This window comes from Rhodoferax sp. GW821-FHT09E07, assembly GCF_059416145.1.
In genome coordinates, this window is the sequence record NZ_JBWKOP010000010.1 from 80,527 (window position 1) to 99,822 (window position 19,296).

A 19,296-nucleotide genomic window follows, 5' to 3' on the forward strand; every position below is an offset into this window, starting at 1 on the left:
CTATGAAAAAAGTAGCTACTTACGCATATTCCACGGGGGCCAGAGGCAGTTTTTATGCTGCACTGGCCGGCACCCTGTGGCTGGCAGGCTGCAGCGCGCTGCCGCCCAAGGCCGTGGTGGACTTTGCCGAAGTCAAACCCGAGCTGGGAGCCGCCACCAATGCCGCGCCCGCCAGGCCGGCCAACGGCAGCCTGTTCCACCTGGCCACCTACCGACCCGCGTTTGAAGACAGCCGCGCCCGTGCGCTGGGTGACATTGTCACCATCCAGATCGTCGAAAGCCTGACGGCGAGCCAGGTGTCCAAATCCACGGTGAACCGCAACACATCCGCCAGCAACGCCATCACGCCGCCCCTGCCCGGCGTGATTGGTGTGGACATGAAAAACCTGGAGATGAGTGTCAAGACCGACAACGACTTCAGCGGCAAGGGCGGCACGGAAGCCGCCAACACCTTCAGCGGCTCCATCTCGACCACCGTCGTCGAAGTGCTGCCCAACGGCAACCTGGTGGTAGCCGGCGAGAAGCAGATCGGCGTGAACCAGAACGTGGACGTGATGCGCTTTACCGGCACAGTCAACCCGCGCATGCTGCAACCCAACAATGTGATCAGCTCGCTGCAGGTCGCCAACGTGCGCGTGGAGTCCAAGGGCCGCGGCGCCCAAGGCGAAGCCCAGACAGTTGGCTGGTTATCGCGCTTCTTTTTGAGCTTTAACCCCTTCTAAAGTTCTCCAGAATAGTGCCGAGGGGTAATAGGTCCAGTCGGACCGTCCCCGTTACCGACTCTGCACATGACACACTGGAACCACGCTGTAACACCCCGAGGCCGTCCCTGGCTAGGCGGTTTGTGCCTGGCGCTCCTGATGGCAGCCAGCGGCACCGCTCTGTCGGCCACCCGCATCAAGGAAGTCGCCGCCATTGAAGGCGTGCGCAGCAACCAGTTGACCGGCTTTGGCCTGGTCGTGGGCCTGGACGGCACCGGCGACCAGACCACCCAGATGCCCTACACCTCGCAGGGCTTGGCCAATTACATGAAACAGCTGGGCTTGACCCTGCCCGCCGCCCAGGTGGCGCAGCTGCAGATGAAAAACGTGGCCGCTGTGCTGGTTACCGCCCAGCTTCCCGCCTTTGCCCGGCCCGGCCAGTCCCTGGACATCAACGTCTCGTCGCTCGGCAACGCCAAGTCGCTCAAGGGCGGCACGCTGATTTCCACCCCGCTCAAGGGCGTGGACGGTGAGGTCTACGCGCTGGCCCAGGGCAACCTGATTGTGGCGGGTGCCGGCGCTGCCGCGGGTGGCAGCAAGGTCACCGTCAACCACCTCAGCGTGGGCCGCATTCCGGATGGTGCGCAGGTGGAGCGTGCCGTGCCCACCACGCTGCAGGAAGGCGACAGCATCAGCCTGAGCCTCAATTCGTCCGACTTTCAAACCGCACGCAAAGTGGCCCAGGCCATCAACCGCAAATTTGGCTCCGGCATTGCCCAGGCTCAGGACGGTCGCACGGTGCAGGTCAAGGCCCCCGGCAACCCCAACGACCGCGTGAACTTCATCGCCGAGATGGAAGAACTGCCCATCGAGTCTTCTGTGGCCGCGGCCAAGGTCATCATCAACTCGCGCACCGGCTCCATCGTGCTCAACCAGGCGGTCACCCTGGGCCCCTGCGCCATCGCGCACGGCAACCTGTCCATCAGCATCTCCAGCACACCGGTAGTGAGCCAGCCTGGCGCTTTGTCAGGCGGGCAGACCGTGGTCACTGAAAAAGCCAACATCGACATCAAATCCGAGCCGGGCAAGCTGATCCAGATTCCCGCAGCCGCCCAACTCACCGATGTGGTGAAGGCCCTGAATTCGCTGGGCGCCACCCCACAAGACCTGTTGGCCATCTTGCAGGCCATCAAGTCGGCAGGTGCCCTGAATGCGGAGTTGGAGGTGATCTGAGATGAGCTACGGATCCATTTACGGCACCTCCTCACTGTCCAGCTCCCAGAGCCTGGCGGCCGACTCCCAGTCGCTCAGCAGCCTGAAACTCGATGCAGGCAAGGCCACGCCCGAGACCATCAAGGAAACGGCCAAACAGTTCGAGTCCCTGTTCATGCGCGAGCTGGTAAAAAGCATGCGGGACGCCAGCAACACCATGAAATCCGGCATGCTGGACAACCCCGGCACAGACCTGGGCGCTGACCTGTTGGACCAGCAGTTCGCGGTGCAGATGTCCGGCCAGCCCGGCGGCCTGTCGGACATGATCTCCCAGCAGCTGGCCCGCCAGATGGGCGTGACCATGCCCGGTACCACGCCTGCGCCGACGGCGGGCACTGAACCCGCCAAGACCAAGCCCGACCTGGGCATGGACGCCAAGATCACACCGGTCAAGACCAAGCGCGCGCCCACCGAAACCCAGGCCGACTTTGTCAAGAAACATTCGGATGTGGCCAGCCAGGTGGAGAAGGCCACCGGCATTCCTGCCAGCTACATGCTGGGCCAGGCCGGCCACGAGACCGGCTGGGGCAGCCACCAGATCAAGGTCAAGGGCGGCGGCAACTCTTTCAACCTGTTTGGCATCAAGGCCGGCGCCGGCTGGACCGGCAAGGTGGCCGAGGTCACCACCACCGAATACGTGGGCGGTGTGGCACAAAAGCAGGTCGCCAAATTCCGCGCCTACGACTCCTATGAAGACTCCTTCAAGGACTACGCGCGCATGATCACGGAAAGCCCCCGCTACGCCAAGGCCCGCGAGCAGACCACGTCCGCCCACGCGTTTGCCAGCGGCCTGCAAAAAGCAGGTTATGCCACCGACCCCGAGTACGCCGCCAAGTTGAGCCGCGCCATCAACACCACGCTGCAGTTGCGCCGCGTGCAGGTGTAAACGGAGACCACCATGGGCATTCTGAACATCGGCGCGCAGGCCCTGCAAGCCAACCTGGTGGCACTGCAAACCACGGGCAACAACATTGCCAACGTGAATACCGCAGGGTATTCGCGCCAAAAGGTGGTGCTGCAGACCGTGGCAGGCCAGTTCACCGGCGGTGGCTACCTCGGCAAGGGTGTGTCGATCCAGACCATCCAGCGCAACTTTGACTCCTTCCTGAACCGCCAAAGCACACTGGCCGCCACCACACAGTCTGCCGACGTCACCCGCGCCAACTACCTGACGCAGCTGACCAACATCTTCCAGGGCGGTACCGATGGTGTGGGTGCCAGCATCAACGACATGCTGAACGCCTTCTCCGACGTGGCCAGCGCCCCCACCGATCTGACCGCGCGCACGGTGGCGCTGACGCGTGTGGACGAGACTGCCCGGCGCCTGCGCTCTGCATCGCAAAGCCTGGACGACCTGCAAAGCGGCATTGCCCAGTCCATCAGCGAAAAGGTCACCGCCGTCAACACCCTGGCACACAACATTGCCGATGTGAACGAGCAGATCTCGCGCGCGCAAGGCAATGGCCAGCCGCCCAACGACCTGCTGGACCGGCGCGACCAGCTGATCCGCGACCTGAACCAGTACGTGCAGACCACCTCCATCCCGGCGGACGATGGCACGGTAGGCGTTTTCATTGGCGGCAGCCAGGCGCTGGTGCTGGGGACCGAGGTGGCACCGGTCTCCATCGTGCCCGACGACTTCGGCGACACGCTGAAAAGCCGGCTGGCCATCACGCGCAACGGCAACTCCATGATGCTGGACGAAAACACCCTGGGGGGTGGTGAGGTGTCGGGCCTGCTGCGCTTTCAGAACAACGACCTGGCCGAAGGCCGCAACCTGCTGGGCCGCCTGACCATGGGCATCACCACGGCCATGAACGACCAGCACAAGCTGGGCCTGGACCTGGACGGCAATGTGGGCGGCAACCTCTTCACCCCCACCACCTTCGGCACCTCCAACATCTACCAGGCCACCGGGCAAACCTCCGCGGCCAGCATGAGTCTGTCGATCGCCGATGTCACCAAGCTGGAAGCCTCCGACTACGAGATCAATTTCACCACTCCGCCCAACGCATCGGTGAAGCGCATGAGCGACGGGTTGGTGCGCAACGTGGACCTGAGCAGCCCGGTGACGCTGGACGGTCTGACCATCACCACCACCGGCGCGGCGGGCGCTGCTGCGGGCGACCGCTTTTTGCTCAAGCCCTACAGCACCTCGGCCAGCAATGTGGCGCGTGAATTCTCTACCCCGCGCGCGCTGGCTGTGGCCGCCCCGCTGGCCGCCAAGCTCACTCCCACCAACACGGGCTCGCTGGCGCTGTCCAGCCTGAGCGCCAAGACGTTGGCCACCACCGCGGCCACCGTGCCACAGCCCAGCTACACCGTGACCTTCACCAATGGCGCGGGCGGCACCACCTATGACATCGTGGACAACACCGGCCTGACTGCGGGCGTGACCGGCCAGCCCTACGTGTCGGGCCAGGCCATCAACTACACACCGGCCGGCTTTCCAGGCTTTTCGCTCACGCTGACCGGCATGCCCGCCACCAATGACACCGTGAACATCGGGCAAAACGCTTTTGCCGCCACCAGCGGCGGCAACGCCAGCGCCATGATGGACCTGCGCGACAAGCCCATGTTCGACGGTGCCGCGCTGACCGATGGCTACGCGGGCCTGATCTCGCAAATCGGCATCCGCTCGCAAAGCGCCAACTACTCGGCCCAGGTGTCCAGCAACATCGCCGCCAACGCCGAGAAAGACCGCTCCGGCGTGTCAGGCGTGAACCTGGACGAGGAGGCCGCCAAGCTGCTGCAGTACCAGCAGGCCTACCAGGCCTCGGCGAAGATGATCCAGATCGCACAAAGCATTTTTGACACCCTGATTCAAGGGCTTTCCCGGTAGCCGCTAGGCCACCGATGCTCGGAGAACACGCATGACCGCCACCGCCTTCACCCGGCTCGGGTCCGCCAACGCCTACGACAACACCCTGCGCAACCTGCAATCCCGCCAGACCACCCTGGCCAGCCTGCAGGAGAACCTGACCTCAGGCAAGAAGATCAACAACGCCAGCGACGACCCCACCGGCGCCGCCCAGGCCGAGCGCGCCATGAATCGCATTGCCCGCATTGCTACCGACCAGCGTGCGCTTGAAGCACAACGCAACGCCATTGCCTCGGCCGAGAGCACGCTGGGCAACATCACCGATGCCCTGCAGAATTTCCGCGAACTGGTGGTCACCGCCGGTAACGGCGCCTACACCGCATCGGAGCGATCCACCATTGCCAGCCAGTTGACCGGCATGCGCGACCAGATCCTGGCCCTGGCCAACACCAAGGACAGCAATGGCTTGCCCCTGTTCGCCGCTTTGGGCAGCGCGTTGGCCCCCTTTGTCGGGCCCCAGTCCGTCGCGCCAGACTACACCTTCAATGGCCTGCCCGGCCAGTCTTCCAGCGGCCAGTACGCCATCCCCTTCACCCTGGATGGCGAAGCGGCCTTCATGAACCAGCCCGCACGCGATGGCGTGTTCAACGTCACCGTCGGCAATGGCGCAAATGCCATCCCCACCAACCGCTCGCTGACCACCGACGGCGTGGTCGTGAGCAACAGCGCCACCGTGGCCAGCACGGCCGCGCTGGCCCAGGCCACGGCCGGCAACCCCGACTACCCCACCTACAAGGTGACCTTCACCGCGCTGGACTCCACCACCGTGCCAGGCACCACCACGGTCACCTACGACATCACCGAGACCCCGCCCGTCAGCGGCCCCAGCCCCTTGGTGTCCGGGGCCAGCGCCTCGTATGCCACCGGCAGTAACTCCAAGATCGCCATCACCGGCATCCCCGGCCTGTCATTCAACATCAACGGCATTCCACCCACCACCGACAAGGACACCGGCGCTACGGTGATCGGCAGCCCGGCCGTGGGCGACACGGTGAACGTGAGTTTCAAGCGCAGCGTGTTCAGCGTGCTGGACACGGCCATCAACGACATTGGCAAGGCCGCCAACGCCAACGCAGCCACCCAGGCCGTGGCCCAAGCCCTGCACAACATCGACACCAGCATGACCCGTATCTCCTCGGTACGTGGCCAGGCCGGCGACCTGCTGGGCCGGGCTGACCGCATTACCACGGACAACGACAAACGCAACATCGAGCAGGAAGGCAACCGCTCGCGCGCGGAAGACCTGGACATGATCAAGGGCATCTCCGACTTCCAGAACCAGCAGACCGGCTACTCTGCCGCACTGCAGTCCTACGCGCAGGTGCAGAAGCTTTCGCTGTTCAACTTCCTGGGCTAATGCCATGACACCTTCGGTGCTGGGCAGCGTGACCATGGGGTACCAGCCCCTGTGGAACCAGTGGCGCCAGCGCAGCGGGGTGCGCCTCTGGGTAGACCCCTACAGCGGCAGCGCGGTAGACGCGCAGCACCTGCTGCAGGTACTGCAGGAACTCTGGCCCGCAGGCAAGGAAACGCAGTTGCTGAGCGTGCGCACGCCGGCGCTGCTCGGCGACCTGCTGGAGCATGCGCCGCCCGGCGGCATCTGGCTGGAAGTGCCCGATGCCTGGCTGGGTGACACCCAGTTGGCCAACCAGGTGCGCCAGGCCCACCAGCGCGGACGCCGCCTGGTGTGGAGCGGCGAAGTCGGCCAGGCCGCATCGCACGCCGAGGTGCAGGGCAGCTTTCACAAAACCCTGCGCACACTGAGCCCGCAAGACGCCTTGAGCGCGCTGCGCGCTGCGCTGCGCCGCAACCAGGACGGCGGCAGCGGTGGCGCTGGTGTGGTCCCCAGCCCCGTAGTGCCTGGCGCACTGTACGAAGGCCTGGCCAGCCAGGCTTTGGTGGAACACGCACTGGACCACCAGGCCGTCTGGGGCGTGGCTGGCTGGCCCACCGAGGAAATGCTCTACGCCTACCGCTACAAGCAGATCCAGCCTGCGCGCGAGGTGATGCGCGATCTGGTGCGCGCCATCGATGCCGATGAATCACTCGAAGCGCTGGAGCGCCGCATGGGTGACGAGCCACTGCTGATCTACCGCTTTTTGCGCTTCGCCAACTCAGCCGCGCTGGCGCTGCGCAACGAAACCGCCAGCGTGCGCCAAGGCTTGCTCAACATGGGCTACAGCCGTCTGCGCGCTTGGCTCATGGAGCAGATGCCCCACGCCAGCAGCGACTCCAACCTGCAACCCATACGCGGCGCCATGGTGCTGCGCGCGCGCATCATGGAGCGCCTGGCCGACGCAGGTGCCGAAGACGAACTGCGCCGCGAGGTGTTCATGTGCGGCATCTTTTCGCAGGTGGATTTGCTGCTGGGTGAAAACCTGGGCGCCGCGCTGCACCGCTTGCCCCTGCCCGGCCGCGTGGCCTCTGCCGTGCTGGGCCAGACCGGCCCCTACGCGCCCTGGCTGCAAGTGGCCAGCGCGCTGGAGGGCAGCTCCACCAAAGTCATCCGCGATGTTTGCAAGGCCCACGAGCTGCCCGCCGACGAAGTGAACCGCGCCCTGCTGCGCTCGCTGGCTGCCTACTAATGGCTTTTAGGGCTTTATCCCTCGTGGGATATGAATAAGTTGCTCCTAAAACAGGAGCAGACAGCGACACTCAATCCGGCAACTTGTTCCGTGCAGCGGGTACCCGCACCGCCATTTCCAGCCGCAGCATTTGCTCCAGCGCGGGGGACGGTGTGGTGGGGTCGGGCTGGTTCACCACGCCCCACACGTTGCGGATGATTTGCATGGGCGTGACCAAAAAGCCCCAGGGGAAGCCCCACCAGCCCAGCACGACCGAGAACACCGTGTCGCCGATCTTGCGCTTGGTGCCGCAGCCCTGGCAGCAAACGGCAGGCCTACTGGACCACGAGGTCATGAACAGCACAGACCACACGCGGTAGGAGGTGTGCACATCCACTGGGCCGTCGCCTTGGCACGCGGGACACTGGCCGCGGTGCACTTGGGCCACGTACTGGTCGACTTCGGGCTGGGGCAGCGCCCGCGCCGTGAGGGCCAGCGCGCCGCGCTGCATGCAGGTGGCATTGCAAAAACGCAGGTCGCCCTGCCGTTTGCCGCCCAGAAGAATCGTAGTGTTGCAGTACGCGCACGACGCCATGAAACAGTCTCCCTAAAGCTGATGTGTTTGTTGTGATGGGCGCTGCGAGCGCCCTGGGCCGTCTTACCGGCTGCGGGGTCAGCGAAACACCGGCCGGAAGAACGTGCGCTCGTAGCTCACGATGCAGCGCGTCTCTTCTGCGTAGCGAAACGCGGCCTGGCACTCGGCGTCGTTGAACGACTGCTGGCGGTAAGTCTCGTACGCGGCCAGGCTGGGAAAGCTGAACATCGCCAAGGCGATGTTGTTGGCGCCCTCGGACGGCATGAAGTAACCGTGGTGCTGACCGCCAAAGCGCTCCACCAGCGGAATCCACAGCTTGCCGTAGTGCTCGAACTCGGCGAGCTTGAAGGGGTCGATCACGTAGCGCAAATAGCAGGTCACCATTTCTGTCTCCTCAGGGTGGGTCGTGTCAACACGGCGGCCTTGGCCTGCGGCGCATCGTGCAGGAGGCTGCCGGGAGCAATCGCTCAATCAGTTCTTTTCCCACCAATCCTGGGCTTTGGCCCGGTCAAACGGAGGAAAAATAGCCTTGGTGATCGCCACGTTGGCCAGCGCCGGAAATTTTTTCCGGAATGCAGGCTCGTCCACCGCAAACTCATCGGTAATGCTGATGTCGAAAGTGCCACCGGAGGCGCCCGCGATCGCCTGGTCCAGCAACGGAATGCTGGAACCAGCCTTGAACTCGTTGCCCTGGCGTTCACGTACCGTGGCGGTCACGTGCCCCAAGTAGTACACACCATTGCCTTTGACTTCCAGGCTGGAATGCAGAGGCGCAAAGAAGAACCCATTCACGGGGAACGAACTCGCAATGCTGCTCAGTCCACGGATTTCATACTGGCCCGGCGCCAGCTCCATGCGCATGAGGTAGCTATTGCCGGCGGCATTTTTTTCATCGCGCCCTTTGTCACCCATGGTGAAGTTCAGTCGATCGTCAGAGTCCTTGGCATTGGGTTTTTCCACGTGAACAACGATCAACTTGGGCTGGTACGAAGCTTTGTAGTTGTTTTTGATGGTGGCTGTCATCAGGTACACCGGCTTGCTGCTTTCTGTCAGGCGGTCGGCATCATTCTCAAATGCCATCTTGTTCCGGGTGGCACACCCGGTCAACGCGAGGGTGGCGGCAAGCAGTGCAGTAGTGAAAAAACGTGTATTCATGAAAACGGAAAGTAGATGATGAATTGGCAGAGAGAAAAACCTCCTGCCACATTCCCCGCATGCACGAGGAAAACATGTCCAGAGATGGCCGCCCTTGTTGGCGACTAAAGGCAGCGCGGATTCTGACCGGGAACGCACCACTTCCGCATCCCCCAAACGGGTGAATCTATGGCCTCGTTCCCGTCTTGCCCAGCTGCTCATCCCGCAACCGCGCAAACGTCTTCCAGAACTGCGCCTCTTGCGTGCTCGCAAAGTTGATACGCATCAGGCTGCTGGGCGTGCGCTGGGCGTGGAACAGCGCGCCGGGCGCCAGCAGGTAGCCCTCGTCCAGCATGCGCTGGCTCAGGGCGTCGGTATCCACCCCCGTTTCCACCCAGCCAAACAGGCCTACGGGGTCGGAGGCGAAGGTGCAGCCATGCGCCAGCGCCAGCTTCACACTGCGGGCGCGGGCGCCGTCCAACTGGGTACGAATACGCTCGGCGTGGCGGCGCAACTGGCCCTGGTCGATGCACCAGGCCAGCGCCTTCTCGAGAAGCGCCGGCGTGGTCAATGTGGACAGCAGTTTGGTGTCAAGCAGGCGTTCAGCCAGATCCTTGGGCGCGGCCATGTAGCCCACGCGCCAGTTGGGCGCCAGGATCTTGGCAAAGCCACCCACATAGATGGTGCGCTGCAGGCCGTCCAGCGCGCACAGGCGCGTGGAATGTTCGGGCGCAAAGTGGCTGTAGGTGTCGTCTTCGACGATATGAAAGTCGTGCTGGTTGGCCAGCTGCAGAATGCGGTAGGCGCTGCTGGGCGAGAGGCAAAAGCCGGTCGGGTTGTGGAACACGCTCACACTGACAAACAGCTTGGGCCTGTGCGCCTCGCAGTAGCGCGCCATCACCTCCAGGTCCGGCCCCTCGGCGCGGCGCGGCACCGGCAGAATGCGCATGCCCAGCGAATCCAGCCGGGCAAATTCGATGGCCCAACCGGGCTCCTCCACCATCACATAGTCGCCCGCACGCAGCAACGTGCGACTCACCACATCCAGCGCATTGGTGGCGCCCACGGTGGTGATGATTTGCTCAGGCGCAGCCTGTATCGACAGGCCAGCCAGTTTGGTGGACAGCGCCCGACGCAGCCCCGTGTCGCCCGCCGGCTCGCCGTACTGCAGCGAGAACGCGTTGAGCGCCTCCACACTGCAGCTGCGGCGCACGGCCGTGGCCAGAAACGTGGACTGCAACCACTCCTTGGGTAGCACCCCCATGCCAGGCTGGGGCTTGTTGCTCACGCCCTTGAACATGCCGCGGATCAGGGCTGTGGCGTTCAGCGGCGCATAGCGCTGGGGCACGGTGAGCATCAGGTTGGCCACACCATGCGCTCCTGATTCAATAGCAGCATGCGCACTGCCCACGGGGACACTGGGCAGTTCACGCACATAGAACCCGCGGTTCTTGCGTGCCTCCACCAGGCCCTGGGCCAGCAGCTGGTCGTACGCCCCCACCACCGTGGACGGGCTCACACCCTGCTGCTGCGCACACAGGCGCACGGAGGGCAGGCGTGCACCGGGCGCCAACAAGCGGTCGCGGATGCGCTGGGCAAACAACGCAGCCAGCTGTTCAGCCAGGCTTTGGGCAGCGGTTTTCATGAGCATGGCGGGTGTCCTGGATCGGTCCTGTGTTGGCGGCAGCAGCAATACAGTTTCACTTCTGTCCACATAAACTGTACTGCAAGTGTGCTGTTTTTCAAAGTACATTGAGTCTCATGCTGAACCCGTTTGCCCCTGCCGAATTCACCGCGTTGCTGCTGCTCTCCACCGCGGCCAGCTTCACGCCGGGACCCAACACCACGCTGTCTACTGCCCTGGCGGCCAACCGGGGTTTGCGCGGCGCGCTGCACTTTGTGCTGGCCGTTCCGCTGGGCTGGGGTCTGCTGTTCACCCTGTGTGCTGGCGGCCTGGGTGCGCTGGTGGTGGCCTGGCCCTTACTGCGCAGTGCCATCCAGTGGCTGGGCGTGGGCTACCTGTTGTGGCTGGCCTTCAAGCTGGCAGGTGCGAGCAGCCTGGGGGAGGCAGATTCCAGCCGCCTGAACGTTACGTTCTGGCAAGGCGTGGCGCTGCAGTTTCTCAACATCAAGGCCTGGATGCTGGGCCTGACCGTCACGGCCGGCTGGCTGGCCGGGCGCGAGGACGCCCTGGCGCGCTACGCCCTCACCCTGCCGCTGATGCTGGCCTTTGGATTCTTCAGCAACCTGCTGTATGCCGCCATCGGCTCACTCTTGCGCGACTGGTTGGGCGGCCCGGTAGTGGACGGCGTGGCCACGGCACAGCGCCTGCGCTGGTTCAACCGCGGCATGTCTGCCGTACTGGTGGCCACCGCCATCTGGATGGGATCGCTATGACAACTTCCAACCTCAAAAAGGGCCTGTGGCTGGGCCTGCTCGGTATCACCATCTTCGCCATGACCCTGCCCATGACGCGGCTGGCCGTGGGCACGCCCGAAGCGCCGCTGATGTCAGGCCTGTTCATCGCCGTCGGCCGCGCCGTGGTGGCCGGCCTACTGTCGGCGCTATTCCTGTGGTGGGGCAAGGCGCCGCGGCCACCGCGTGACACCTGGGGCCCGCTGGTGCTGGTGGCGCTGGGTGTGGTGTTCGGCTTCCCCATCTTCACCTCGTTGGCCATGCGCCATGTGGAGGCGGTGCATGCCAGTGTGATGGTGGGTGTGCTGCCGCTGGCCACGGCCGTGGTGGGCGCATTGCTGAACCGCCAGCGCCCCTCCACCGGCTTCTGGGTCTGCGCGCTGGCCGGCACCGCGCTGGTGGTGGCGTTTGCGGTGCTGCGTTCCGGCCACAGCGGCATGTCCTTGCAGATGGCCGATGTGCTTCTGCTGCTGGCCATGGCCTGTGCGGCCGTGGGCTATGGGCATGGCGGGCGCTTGTCGCAGCGCATGCGCGCCGAGCACGTGATCTGCTGGGCGCTGGTGATTGCGCTGCCCATCAACCTGCCGTTGGCGGTGTGGCAGTTCCCCAGCCTAGCCCTGCCTGCCAGCGCCTGGGGTGCATTTGCCTATGTGTCGGTGTTCTCAATGTGGCTGGGCTTCTTCGCCTGGTACAAGGGCCTGGCGCTGGGCGGCACCGTGCGCGTGAGCCAGGTGCAACTGCTGCAGCCCTTCCTGGGCATGCTGTTCGCCGTGCCGCTGCTCGGTGAGCGGCTGGACGCGGTGACTGTGGGCTTTGGCGTGGCGGTGATCGCCACCGTCTTCATTGGCCGGCGCATGCCAGTGCAATCTTCTCTGAAAGCGGCCGCCGCATGAACCACGAGCTGATGATCGCCGCCGCCCTGTTCCTGGTCGTGAGCTCCATCACGCCAGGGCCCAACAACACCATGCTCATGGCCTCGGGCGTGAACTTCGGCGTGCGCCGCTCGCTGCCGCACCTGCTGGGCGTGCAGATTGGCTTCACCGTGATGCTGCTGTGTGTGGGCCTGGGCCTGCATGCCGTGCTGGACCGGTTTCCGGCGCTCTACCAACTCATGCGCTGGGGCGGTGCGGCCTACCTGCTGTGGCTGGCCTGGAAGCTGGCCACGGCCCGCCCTGCGGACGCTGACCCCACGGCCCCCTCCCCCCAGCCCCTGGGCTTCTGGGGCGCGGCCGCCTTCCAGTGGATCAACCCCAAGGCCTGGGTGATGATCGTTACTGCCATGAGCGCTTACCTGCCGCCAGACGCCAGCGTGCCCCAGGTGCTGTTGCTGGCGCTGATGTCGCTGGTGCTGGGCAGCCCCTGCTCTGCCGTTTGGGTGGGCTTTGGCCAGGCCATGCGCGGCCTGCTGCAAGACCCGTTGCGCCTGCGCATCTTCAATATCACCATGGCGCTGGCGCTGGTCGCCTCGCTCTACCCTATGCTCATGTCCTGAAAGAACATTGGAACCGCTATGACACACACCCATTGGACCCTGGCTGCGCGCGCCGCAAAGATGAACCCCTCGGTGATCCGCGAGATCCTCAAAGTCACCGAGCGCCCCGGCATCATCAGCTTTGCCGGCGGCTTGCCATCCCCCCAAACCTTCCCTGTGGCCGAGTTTGAAGCCGCGTGTGCCAAGGTGCTGAAGGACGACCCGGCGGGCGCCCTGCAATATGCCGCCTCAGAGGGCTACGGCCCGCTGCGCGAGCTGGTGGCCGAGAACCTGGGCAAGCAAAGCGCTGAAGCCGGCGTGCCCTGGAAGGTCGATCCGGCGCAGGTGCTGATCACCACCGGTTCACAACAGGGCCTGGACCTGGTCGCCAAAATCTTGATCGATGCGGGCAGCAAGGTGCTGGTGGAGTCGCCCACTTACCTGGGCGCAGTGATGGCCTTCATGCCCATGGAGCCGAACGTGGTGAGCGTGGCCACCGACGACGAAGGCGTGGACATTGCCGACTTGGCCGCCAAGTCCGACAATGCACGCCTGCTGTACGTACTGCCCAACTTTCAGAACCCCACGGGCCGCAGTATGAGCGAGGCCCGCCGCGCGGCCCTGAGCGCAGAAGCCGCCCGCAGCGGCCTGCCCCTGATGGAAGACAACCCCTACGGCGACCTGTGGTTTGACCAGGCCCCGCCCGCACCGCTGACGGCACGCAACCCCGAGGGCGGCATCTACCTGGGTTCGTTCTCCAAGGTGCTGGCGCCCGGCCTGCGCATGGGCTTCATGGTGGCCCCCAAAGCGGTACACCCCAAGCTGCTGCAGGCCAAACAGGCTGCCGACCTGCACAGCCCGGGCTTCAACCAACGCATGATTTTTGAGGTCATGCAAAACGGTTTCCTGGACCGCCATGTCCCCACCATCCGCAGCCTCTACAAGGCACAGCGTGATGCCATGCTGCAGGCCCTGGCCCACCATTTCCCCGCTGGTGCCAACCCCGACGACACGCTGACCTGGAACACCCCGGCCGGCGGCATGTTCCTGTGGGCACGCCTGCCCAAGGGCATGAACGCCGTGGACCTGCTGCCGCACGCCGTGGACAAGGGTGTGGCCTTTGTGCCCGGTGCACCGTTCTACGCCGACCACGGCGACACGCGCACCATGCGCCTGTCTTTTGTGACCCCCAGCGTGGAAGAGATCCAGCGCGGCGTGGCCGCCCTGGCCGCCGCCATTCACGCCCAAAGGAGCTGAAATGGCCGTGCATATCTGGGGGCGCCTGAGTTCGTTGAATGTGCGCAAGGTGGTGTGGGCCGCGCAGGAAACCGGCGTGGCCTTCACACGCAGCGATGCCGGCATGGCGTTTGGTGTGGTGAAGACCCCCGAGTACCTGGCCATGAACCCCAATGCCCTGGTGCCCACGCTGCAGGATGGGGACTTCACCCTGTGGGAAAGCAACACCATCGTGCGCTACCTGTGCGCCAAGTACGGCGATGCCACGCTGTACCCGCAGGACCTGGCCGCGCGCTTTGACGCCGAGCGCTGGATGGACTGGCAGCAGACCACGCTGAACCGCGACAGCGGCGGCGCCTTTGTGCAGTGGTTCCGCACGCCCGCCAACCAACGTGACGCCGCCGTGATCGCCAGATCGACCGCCGCCACCGAACCGGCTCTGGCCCAGCTCAACGACCACCTGGTCGACCGCGCCTATGTGGGCGGCGCGCACTTCAGCATGGCCGACATTCCCGTGGCCTGCGATGTGCACCGCTGGTTTGGCCTGCCCCAACCCCGGCCCGCCTGGCCCCATCTGGAGCGCTGGTTCGCCAGTATCCTCGCCCGCCCCGCCACGCGCGGCGTACTTGACCTTCCCCTGTCATAACCGTCACCCCCACCCTGCAGAAAGACCACCGTGCCCCAACAGCGCCCCTTCGCCCAAGTCGATGTGTTCACCGCCCAGCCGTATCTGGGTAACCCCCTGGCCGTGGTACTGGACGGTGCGGGACTGAGCACGGAGGCCATGCAGCGTTTCGCGCACTGGACGAATTTGAGTGAAACCACCTTTGTGTTGCCGCCCACGCCAGAAGCGGCGGCGCAGGGCGCGGACTACCAGGTGCGCATCTTCACCCCAGGGCTGGAGCTGCCGTTTGCGGGCCACCCCACGCTGGGCAGTTGCCATGCCTGGCTGGAGTCGGGGGGCAAGCCCAAAAACACAAAGCGCATCGTGCAGCAGTGTGGCGGCGGGCTGGTGCAGATTTGCCGCGACGGCACGCGCCTGGCCTTTGCTGCGCCAGCGTTTCGCAGAAAAAACCCCAGCCCCGGCATGCTGGCGCAGGTGGCTGCGGCCCTGGGCCTGAAGGCGGCGCAGATTGTGGCAGCGCAAACTTTGTGCAACGGCTCTGACTGGCTGGGCATTTTGCTGGACGACCGCCAGACCGTGCTGCAGCTGCAGCCCGACCACTTGGTACTCAAACACCTGGGCATCAAGGTGGGCGTGGCCGCACTGACTGCGGCGGACGCACTGGAGGTGCGTGCCTTTGCGCCCATGGAAGGCATTCAGGAAGACCCGGTCAGTGGCAGCCTGAACGGCAGCCTGGCCCAGTGGCTCATCGAAGACGAGTACATGCCCAAAAAGTACGTGGTGGCGCAGGGCACCTGCATCCAGCGCGAAGGCCGTGTCCATATCGAACAGGACAGCAGCGGCCAGGTCTGGGTGGGCGGCGACACCGTCACCTGCATCCGTGGCACCGCAGCCCTCTGATTTCAAACAATCCAAGTTCGGGAGCGCCCATGCGCCAACGCCTTTTCAAGCAGGTGGACGTGTTCACCGCCCAGCCCTTCCTGGGCAACCCGCTGGCCGTAGTGCTGGACGGCACGGACCTCAGCACGGAAGCCATGCAGGCCTTCGCACGCTGGACCAACCTGAGCGAGACCACCTTTCTGCTGCCGCCCAGCCCCGAGGCCGCCGCCCAAGGTGCAGACTACCGTGTGCGCATCTTCACCCCCGGTGATGAGCTGCCCTTTGCGGGCCACCCCACGCTGGGCAGCTGCCACGCCTGGCTGCAGGCGGGCGGCACGCCGCGCTCGGCCGATTTCATCGTGCAGGAGTGCACCAAGGGCCTGGTGAAACTGAAACGCGACGGCACCCGCCTGGCCTTCGCCGCACCCAGCCTGCAGCGCAGCGCGCCTGATGCCGCCCTGCTGGCACAGGTCGCCGCCGCGCTGGGTTTGCAATCCCAACAGATCCTGGCCGCGCAATGGCTCAACAACGGCCCCACCTGGCTCGGTCTGCTGCTCGACAGCATGGAGACCGTGCTGGGGCTGCAACCCGATGCCGCAGCCCTCAAAGGTTTGGTGCCCGGCGTGGGTGTAGCCGGTGTGGACACTGCGCCAACAGCTCCTGATTTGATAGTGCGCAGCAACCGTGAGGCACGGGCCTTTGGTACCCGAGATGCTGCGGCGTCCTCTGCAGACGACGACACGCCGTCCGTCGAAGTGCGCTTTTTTGCACCCGACATTGGCGTGTCGGAAGACCCGGTCACCGGCAGTTTCAACGCCAGCCTGGCGCAGTGGCTGATCGCCGATGGCATCGTCCCCACCCGCTACGTGGCCGCCCAGGGCACCTGCATAGGTCGCGCCGGGCGCGTCTATATCGAGCAAGACGCGAGCGGCCAGATTTGGGTGGGCGGTGATTCGGTGATCTGCATTGACGGCAAGGTGACGCTGTGATGCCCGCACTGGACGCCTGGCTCCACGCCCCCTTGGCAGCCCAACTCGCATTGGCCTGGACCACCTACTTGGTCGGCGCCGGCAGCCCTGGCCCCAGCAACATGGCCATCATGGGCATGGCCATGAATGCCGGACGCCGCCCCGCGCTGTGGCTGGCGGCCGGCATCTTGAGTGGCTCATGGTTCTGGGGTGTATTGGCCGCGCTGGGCATCTCGCAACTGCTGGCCAGCTTTACCGCCGGGCTTATCGCCATGAAGGTGCTGTGCGGACTCTACCTGCTGTGGCTGGCGGTCAAGTCAGCGCGCGTGGCGTGTGCGCCGCATGCCGAGTTGTCGGCCACCCAGGCAACCAATGCCACCCCGCGCCAACTCTACCTGCGGGGCCTGGGCATGCACCTGACCAATCCCAAAGCGGTCCTGGCTTGGCTGGCCACCGTCACCGTGGGCATTCCTGCCAACGCGTCGCCCCACCTGGCCTGGGTCGTCGTGGCGGGCTGCATGGCGATGGGCATCGGCATCTTCACGGGCTACGCGCTGGCATTTTCCACACCGGCCGCGCGAAGGATCTATGCCGCCTCACGTCGCTGGATGGAGGGCCTGCTGGCCGCCGTGTTCGGGCTGGCAGGGCTGCAGCTGCTGCGCACCAGCACCCATGTGCATTGAACCTTTGCCTGTCTGGAACCCCTATGTCCGCCATCGCCTTGCTCCCCACCCTGCACGACATCGAAACTGCCGCCCAGGTGGTCTACCGCGAGTTCGGCCCAACGCCGCAATACCGCTGGGGTCAGCTCACCAACTTGCTGGGCGCCACCTGCTGGGTCAAGCACGAGAACCACACACCCGTGGGCGCTTTCAAGATCCGTGGCGGCCTGACCTACTTTGACCAGCTGGCCCGGCGCGGCGCGCTGCCGTTTGAGGTCATCAGCGCCACGCGCGGCAACCACGGCCAAAGCATTGGCTGGGCGGCGCGCGCCCACGGCGTGCCCTGCACCATCGTGGTCCCGCATGGCAACTCCGTGGAAAAGAACGCCGCCATGCGCGCGCTGGGCGTCACACTCATCGAACACGGCGCGGACTTTCAGGAAAGCCGCGAGTTCGCCATGGGCCTGGCCAAAGAGCGCGGCGCCCACATGGTGCCCAGCTTCCACCCCGACCTGCTGCGCGGTGTGGCCACCTACTGGTGGGAACTGCTCAAGGCCGCACCGGACATTGACGTCATCTACGTGCCCATCGGCCAAGGCAGCGGCGCCAGTAGCGCCGTGGCCGCCAAACGGGCACTTGGTCACAAGACCCGCATCGTCGGTGTGGTCAGTGCCCACGCCACGACCTATGCGGATTCGTTGAAGGCAGGCAAGGTTGTCGAGGCACCGGTCACCACCCGGTTGGCCGACGGCATGGCCTGCCGCGTGGCCGACCCCGAGGCGCTGAACATCCTGCTGGGCGAGATCGACCACATCGTGCAGGTGACCGATGCGGAAGTGGCCCAAGCCATGCGAGATATCTTTGCCTGTACCCACAACGTGGCCGAAGGCGCAGGTGCCGCCAGCTTTGCGGCGGCCATGCAGGAACGCGACACCCTGCACGGCCAGACCGTGGGGATTACGCTGTGCGGCGGGAATGTGGATTCGGCGGTGTTTGCCGACGTGCTACAAAATCAGTAGCAGCTTGCGCTTATCTGGCGGGGGCCAGCACCACCAAAAGCCATAACCCCAGCACCGCCAGAAAGTTGATGGTGAACACCACGCCGCGCAACCGTACGTTGCGCGTCAGGATCTGCACCGCGCTGTGCAAGACGCGGCCCGCAACAAATATCCACGCCAGCCCCGCCGCCACAGTGCCTGGCTGCGTTTGCAGCAGAAGCAGACACGCCACATGGAAGAACAGCGGCCACTCAAACTGGTTGGACAGGTTCGCGCTGATGCGCGGCTCCATGTCCGCCCACGGATTGCTGCCATCCGCGCGGCGGCCCAAGCCCCACACGGCGGGCGCACGGGCGGCGGTGAGCAGGGCATAGAGGAGGGCCGCGAGGGCTACGTGCGCGGCCATGGGGAGGATCAAAGTGTTCGACATCAGCGCCTTATCAACGGAACTTATTTGAATTCGTAGTCCAACTCGTAGAAGTGCTTGCCCTCCACGATCTGGATATCCATCTGCCCCGAGATACCAGCCAATTCACCCGTTCCCGAGTCCGGCACGATCTGTACTTTCAGCGAACGCTCGCTCGCGGCCATCAGCCCCAGGTGGACCAGCGCAAAGCTGCCGCTGCGCCCCTCCAGCGTGCCCACGATGCGCTCCAGCGCCACATAGCTGGCTGATGTGGGATTTGCCGTGCGGGCCGCCAACATGTGCACGGTGCTGATGGCGCTCAAGGGGCCCGTGAAGGTTTTGGAAAAGCTGGCGCGCGACAGCGTGACGCCCTCCACCGTGTCGTACGGCGGCTCGCCCTGCATGGTGACTTCAAAGGTGCTTTTGACTTTCATGGGGAACTCTCAATAGGCATAACGGAAGTAGTGAATCTCTGGACATCAGTTCTGG

General features: G+C 64.8%; 21 protein-coding genes. 15 read left to right on the forward strand and 6 right to left on the reverse strand.

What is annotated here, in order from left to right:
* Positions 1-2 precede the first annotated feature (2 nt).
* The 6 genes from AC07OE_RS19055 (at position 3) to AC07OE_RS19080 (ending at position 7,439) form a co-directional block, all read left to right on the forward strand.
* On the forward strand, positions 3-722 hold the full coding sequence (locus AC07OE_RS19055; protein WP_495072138.1) for a flagellar basal body L-ring protein FlgH: 720 nt from the start codon (positions 3-5) through the stop codon (positions 720-722).
* 138 nt (positions 723-860) lie between these two features.
* Positions 861-1,934 carry a flagellar basal body P-ring protein FlgI gene (locus AC07OE_RS19060; RefSeq protein ID WP_495072139.1) on the forward strand — a complete coding sequence of 358 codons (1,074 nt, stop codon included), beginning with the start codon at positions 861-863 and terminating at the stop codon, positions 1,932-1,934.
* Between the two features lies 1 nt (position 1,935).
* Positions 1,936-2,859 carry a flagellar assembly peptidoglycan hydrolase FlgJ gene (flgJ, locus tag AC07OE_RS19065; RefSeq protein WP_495072140.1) on the forward strand — a complete coding sequence of 308 codons (924 nt, stop codon included), beginning with the start codon at positions 1,936-1,938 and terminating at the stop codon, positions 2,857-2,859.
* A 12-nt stretch (positions 2,860-2,871) separates the two neighbouring features.
* Positions 2,872-4,815 carry a flagellar hook-associated protein FlgK gene (gene flgK / locus AC07OE_RS19070; RefSeq protein WP_495072141.1) on the forward strand — a complete coding sequence of 648 codons (1,944 nt, stop codon included), beginning with the start codon at positions 2,872-2,874 and terminating at the stop codon, positions 4,813-4,815.
* 31 nt (positions 4,816-4,846) lie between these two features.
* The gene (gene flgL / locus AC07OE_RS19075) at positions 4,847-6,211 is read left to right on the forward strand and encodes a flagellar hook-associated protein FlgL (protein WP_495072142.1); all 1,365 of its coding nucleotides are present in this window, start codon (positions 4,847-4,849) and stop codon (positions 6,209-6,211) included.
* Between the two features lie 4 nt (positions 6,212-6,215).
* Positions 6,216-7,439, forward strand: coding sequence for a YuxH family protein (locus tag AC07OE_RS19080; RefSeq protein ID WP_495072143.1), 1,224 nt, complete (start codon positions 6,216-6,218; stop codon positions 7,437-7,439).
* A 70-nt stretch (positions 7,440-7,509) separates the two neighbouring features.
* Here AC07OE_RS19080 and AC07OE_RS19085 read toward each other — a convergent pair whose 3' ends face one another.
* The 4 genes from AC07OE_RS19085 to AC07OE_RS19100 all read right to left on the reverse strand — a co-directional run bounded on the left by AC07OE_RS19085 (position 7,510) and on the right by AC07OE_RS19100 (position 10,798).
* Complete coding sequence (locus AC07OE_RS19085; protein WP_495072144.1) at positions 7,510-8,013, reverse strand: hypothetical protein; 504 nt, start codon at positions 8,011-8,013, stop codon at positions 7,510-7,512.
* Between the two features lie 78 nt (positions 8,014-8,091).
* The gene (locus AC07OE_RS19090; protein ID WP_479600099.1) at positions 8,092-8,397 is read right to left on the reverse strand and encodes an NIPSNAP family protein; all 306 of its coding nucleotides are present in this window, start codon (positions 8,395-8,397) and stop codon (positions 8,092-8,094) included.
* Positions 8,398-8,484: 87 nt separating this feature from the next.
* Entirely contained in the window at positions 8,485-9,168 is a 684-nt protein-coding gene (locus AC07OE_RS19095; RefSeq protein WP_495072145.1) for a hypothetical protein, read from the reverse strand.
* 166 nt (positions 9,169-9,334) lie between these two features.
* Positions 9,335-10,798 carry an aminotransferase-like domain-containing protein gene (locus AC07OE_RS19100; protein WP_495072146.1) on the reverse strand — a complete coding sequence of 488 codons (1,464 nt, stop codon included), beginning with the start codon at positions 10,796-10,798 and terminating at the stop codon, positions 9,335-9,337.
* Positions 10,799-10,908: 110 nt separating this feature from the next.
* Between AC07OE_RS19100 and AC07OE_RS19105 the strand changes: the two genes are divergently transcribed.
* From AC07OE_RS19105 to AC07OE_RS19145, 9 genes are read left to right on the forward strand one after another with little or no spacing between them, the layout of a single operon-like run.
* Positions 10,909-11,544, forward strand: coding sequence for a LysE family translocator (locus AC07OE_RS19105; RefSeq protein ID WP_495072147.1), 636 nt, complete (start codon positions 10,909-10,911; stop codon positions 11,542-11,544).
* Positions 11,541-12,455, forward strand: coding sequence for a DMT family transporter (locus tag AC07OE_RS19110; protein ID WP_495072148.1), 915 nt, complete (start codon positions 11,541-11,543; stop codon positions 12,453-12,455). Before AC07OE_RS19105 ends, AC07OE_RS19110 begins: the two co-directional genes overlap by 4 nt.
* Positions 12,452-13,054, forward strand: a complete 603-nt coding sequence (locus AC07OE_RS19115) for a LysE family translocator (RefSeq protein ID WP_495072149.1) — start codon at positions 12,452-12,454, stop codon at positions 13,052-13,054. Before AC07OE_RS19110 ends, AC07OE_RS19115 begins: the two co-directional genes overlap by 4 nt.
* An 18-nt stretch (positions 13,055-13,072) precedes the next feature.
* Positions 13,073-14,290 (forward strand): aminotransferase-like domain-containing protein, encoded by a 1,218-nt coding sequence (locus AC07OE_RS19120; RefSeq protein ID WP_495072150.1) that lies wholly within the window; start codon positions 13,073-13,075, stop codon positions 14,288-14,290.
* A gap of 1 nt (position 14,291) precedes the next feature.
* Positions 14,292-14,915, forward strand: a complete 624-nt coding sequence (locus AC07OE_RS19125) for a glutathione S-transferase family protein (RefSeq protein WP_495072151.1) — start codon at positions 14,292-14,294, stop codon at positions 14,913-14,915.
* Between the two features lie 30 nt (positions 14,916-14,945).
* Positions 14,946-15,794, forward strand: a complete 849-nt coding sequence (locus tag AC07OE_RS19130; protein ID WP_495072152.1) for a PhzF family phenazine biosynthesis protein — start codon at positions 14,946-14,948, stop codon at positions 15,792-15,794.
* Positions 15,795-15,823: 29 nt separating this feature from the next.
* Positions 15,824-16,762: a PhzF family phenazine biosynthesis protein gene (locus tag AC07OE_RS19135; protein ID WP_495072153.1), complete on the forward strand. Its 939-nt coding sequence runs from the start codon at positions 15,824-15,826 to the stop codon at positions 16,760-16,762.
* Positions 16,762-17,424: a LysE family translocator gene (locus AC07OE_RS19140; RefSeq protein WP_495072154.1), complete on the forward strand. Its 663-nt coding sequence runs from the start codon at positions 16,762-16,764 to the stop codon at positions 17,422-17,424. Before AC07OE_RS19135 ends, AC07OE_RS19140 begins: the two co-directional genes overlap by 1 nt.
* A gap of 23 nt (positions 17,425-17,447) precedes the next feature.
* Positions 17,448-18,422: a threonine dehydratase gene (locus AC07OE_RS19145; protein WP_495072155.1), complete on the forward strand. Its 975-nt coding sequence runs from the start codon at positions 17,448-17,450 to the stop codon at positions 18,420-18,422.
* A gap of 10 nt (positions 18,423-18,432) precedes the next feature.
* Here AC07OE_RS19145 and AC07OE_RS19150 read toward each other — a convergent pair whose 3' ends face one another.
* Complete coding sequence (locus tag AC07OE_RS19150; RefSeq protein WP_495072156.1) at positions 18,433-18,831, reverse strand: MAPEG family protein; 399 nt, start codon at positions 18,829-18,831, stop codon at positions 18,433-18,435.
* A gap of 20 nt (positions 18,832-18,851) precedes the next feature.
* Positions 18,852-19,241 carry a DUF3224 domain-containing protein gene (locus AC07OE_RS19155; protein WP_495072157.1) on the reverse strand — a complete coding sequence of 130 codons (390 nt, stop codon included), beginning with the start codon at positions 19,239-19,241 and terminating at the stop codon, positions 18,852-18,854.
* Between the last annotated feature and the right edge of the window lie 55 nt (positions 19,242-19,296).

Coding starts and splice junctions, on each gene's coding strand:
- AC07OE_RS19055 (WP_495072138.1), top strand. CDS start 3: ATGAAAAAAGTAGCTACTTACGCATATTCCACGGGGGCCAGAGGCAGT.
- AC07OE_RS19060 (WP_495072139.1), top strand. CDS start 861: ATGGCAGCCAGCGGCACCGCTCTGTCGGCCACCCGCATCAAGGAAGTC.
- flgJ (WP_495072140.1), top strand. CDS start 1,936: ATGAGCTACGGATCCATTTACGGCACCTCCTCACTGTCCAGCTCCCAG.
- flgK (WP_495072141.1), top strand. CDS start 2,872: ATGGGCATTCTGAACATCGGCGCGCAGGCCCTGCAAGCCAACCTGGTG.
- flgL (WP_495072142.1), top strand. CDS start 4,847: ATGACCGCCACCGCCTTCACCCGGCTCGGGTCCGCCAACGCCTACGAC.
- AC07OE_RS19080 (WP_495072143.1), top strand. CDS start 6,216: ATGACACCTTCGGTGCTGGGCAGCGTGACCATGGGGTACCAGCCCCTG.
- AC07OE_RS19085 (WP_495072144.1), bottom strand. CDS start 8,013: ATGGCGTCGTGCGCGTACTGCAACACTACGATTCTTCTGGGCGGCAAA.
- AC07OE_RS19090 (WP_479600099.1), bottom strand. CDS start 8,397: ATGGTGACCTGCTATTTGCGCTACGTGATCGACCCCTTCAAGCTCGCC.
- AC07OE_RS19095 (WP_495072145.1), bottom strand. CDS start 9,168: ATGAATACACGTTTTTTCACTACTGCACTGCTTGCCGCCACCCTCGCG.
- AC07OE_RS19100 (WP_495072146.1), bottom strand. CDS start 10,798: ATGCTCATGAAAACCGCTGCCCAAAGCCTGGCTGAACAGCTGGCTGCG.
- AC07OE_RS19105 (WP_495072147.1), top strand. CDS start 10,909: ATGCTGAACCCGTTTGCCCCTGCCGAATTCACCGCGTTGCTGCTGCTC.
- AC07OE_RS19110 (WP_495072148.1), top strand. CDS start 11,541: ATGACAACTTCCAACCTCAAAAAGGGCCTGTGGCTGGGCCTGCTCGGT.
- AC07OE_RS19115 (WP_495072149.1), top strand. CDS start 12,452: ATGAACCACGAGCTGATGATCGCCGCCGCCCTGTTCCTGGTCGTGAGC.
- AC07OE_RS19120 (WP_495072150.1), top strand. CDS start 13,073: ATGACACACACCCATTGGACCCTGGCTGCGCGCGCCGCAAAGATGAAC.
- AC07OE_RS19125 (WP_495072151.1), top strand. CDS start 14,292: ATGGCCGTGCATATCTGGGGGCGCCTGAGTTCGTTGAATGTGCGCAAG.
- AC07OE_RS19135 (WP_495072153.1), top strand. CDS start 15,824: ATGCGCCAACGCCTTTTCAAGCAGGTGGACGTGTTCACCGCCCAGCCC.
- AC07OE_RS19140 (WP_495072154.1), top strand. CDS start 16,762: ATGCCCGCACTGGACGCCTGGCTCCACGCCCCCTTGGCAGCCCAACTC.
- AC07OE_RS19145 (WP_495072155.1), top strand. CDS start 17,448: ATGTCCGCCATCGCCTTGCTCCCCACCCTGCACGACATCGAAACTGCC.
- AC07OE_RS19150 (WP_495072156.1), bottom strand. CDS start 18,831: ATGTCGAACACTTTGATCCTCCCCATGGCCGCGCACGTAGCCCTCGCG.
- AC07OE_RS19155 (WP_495072157.1), bottom strand. CDS start 19,241: ATGAAAGTCAAAAGCACCTTTGAAGTCACCATGCAGGGCGAGCCGCCG.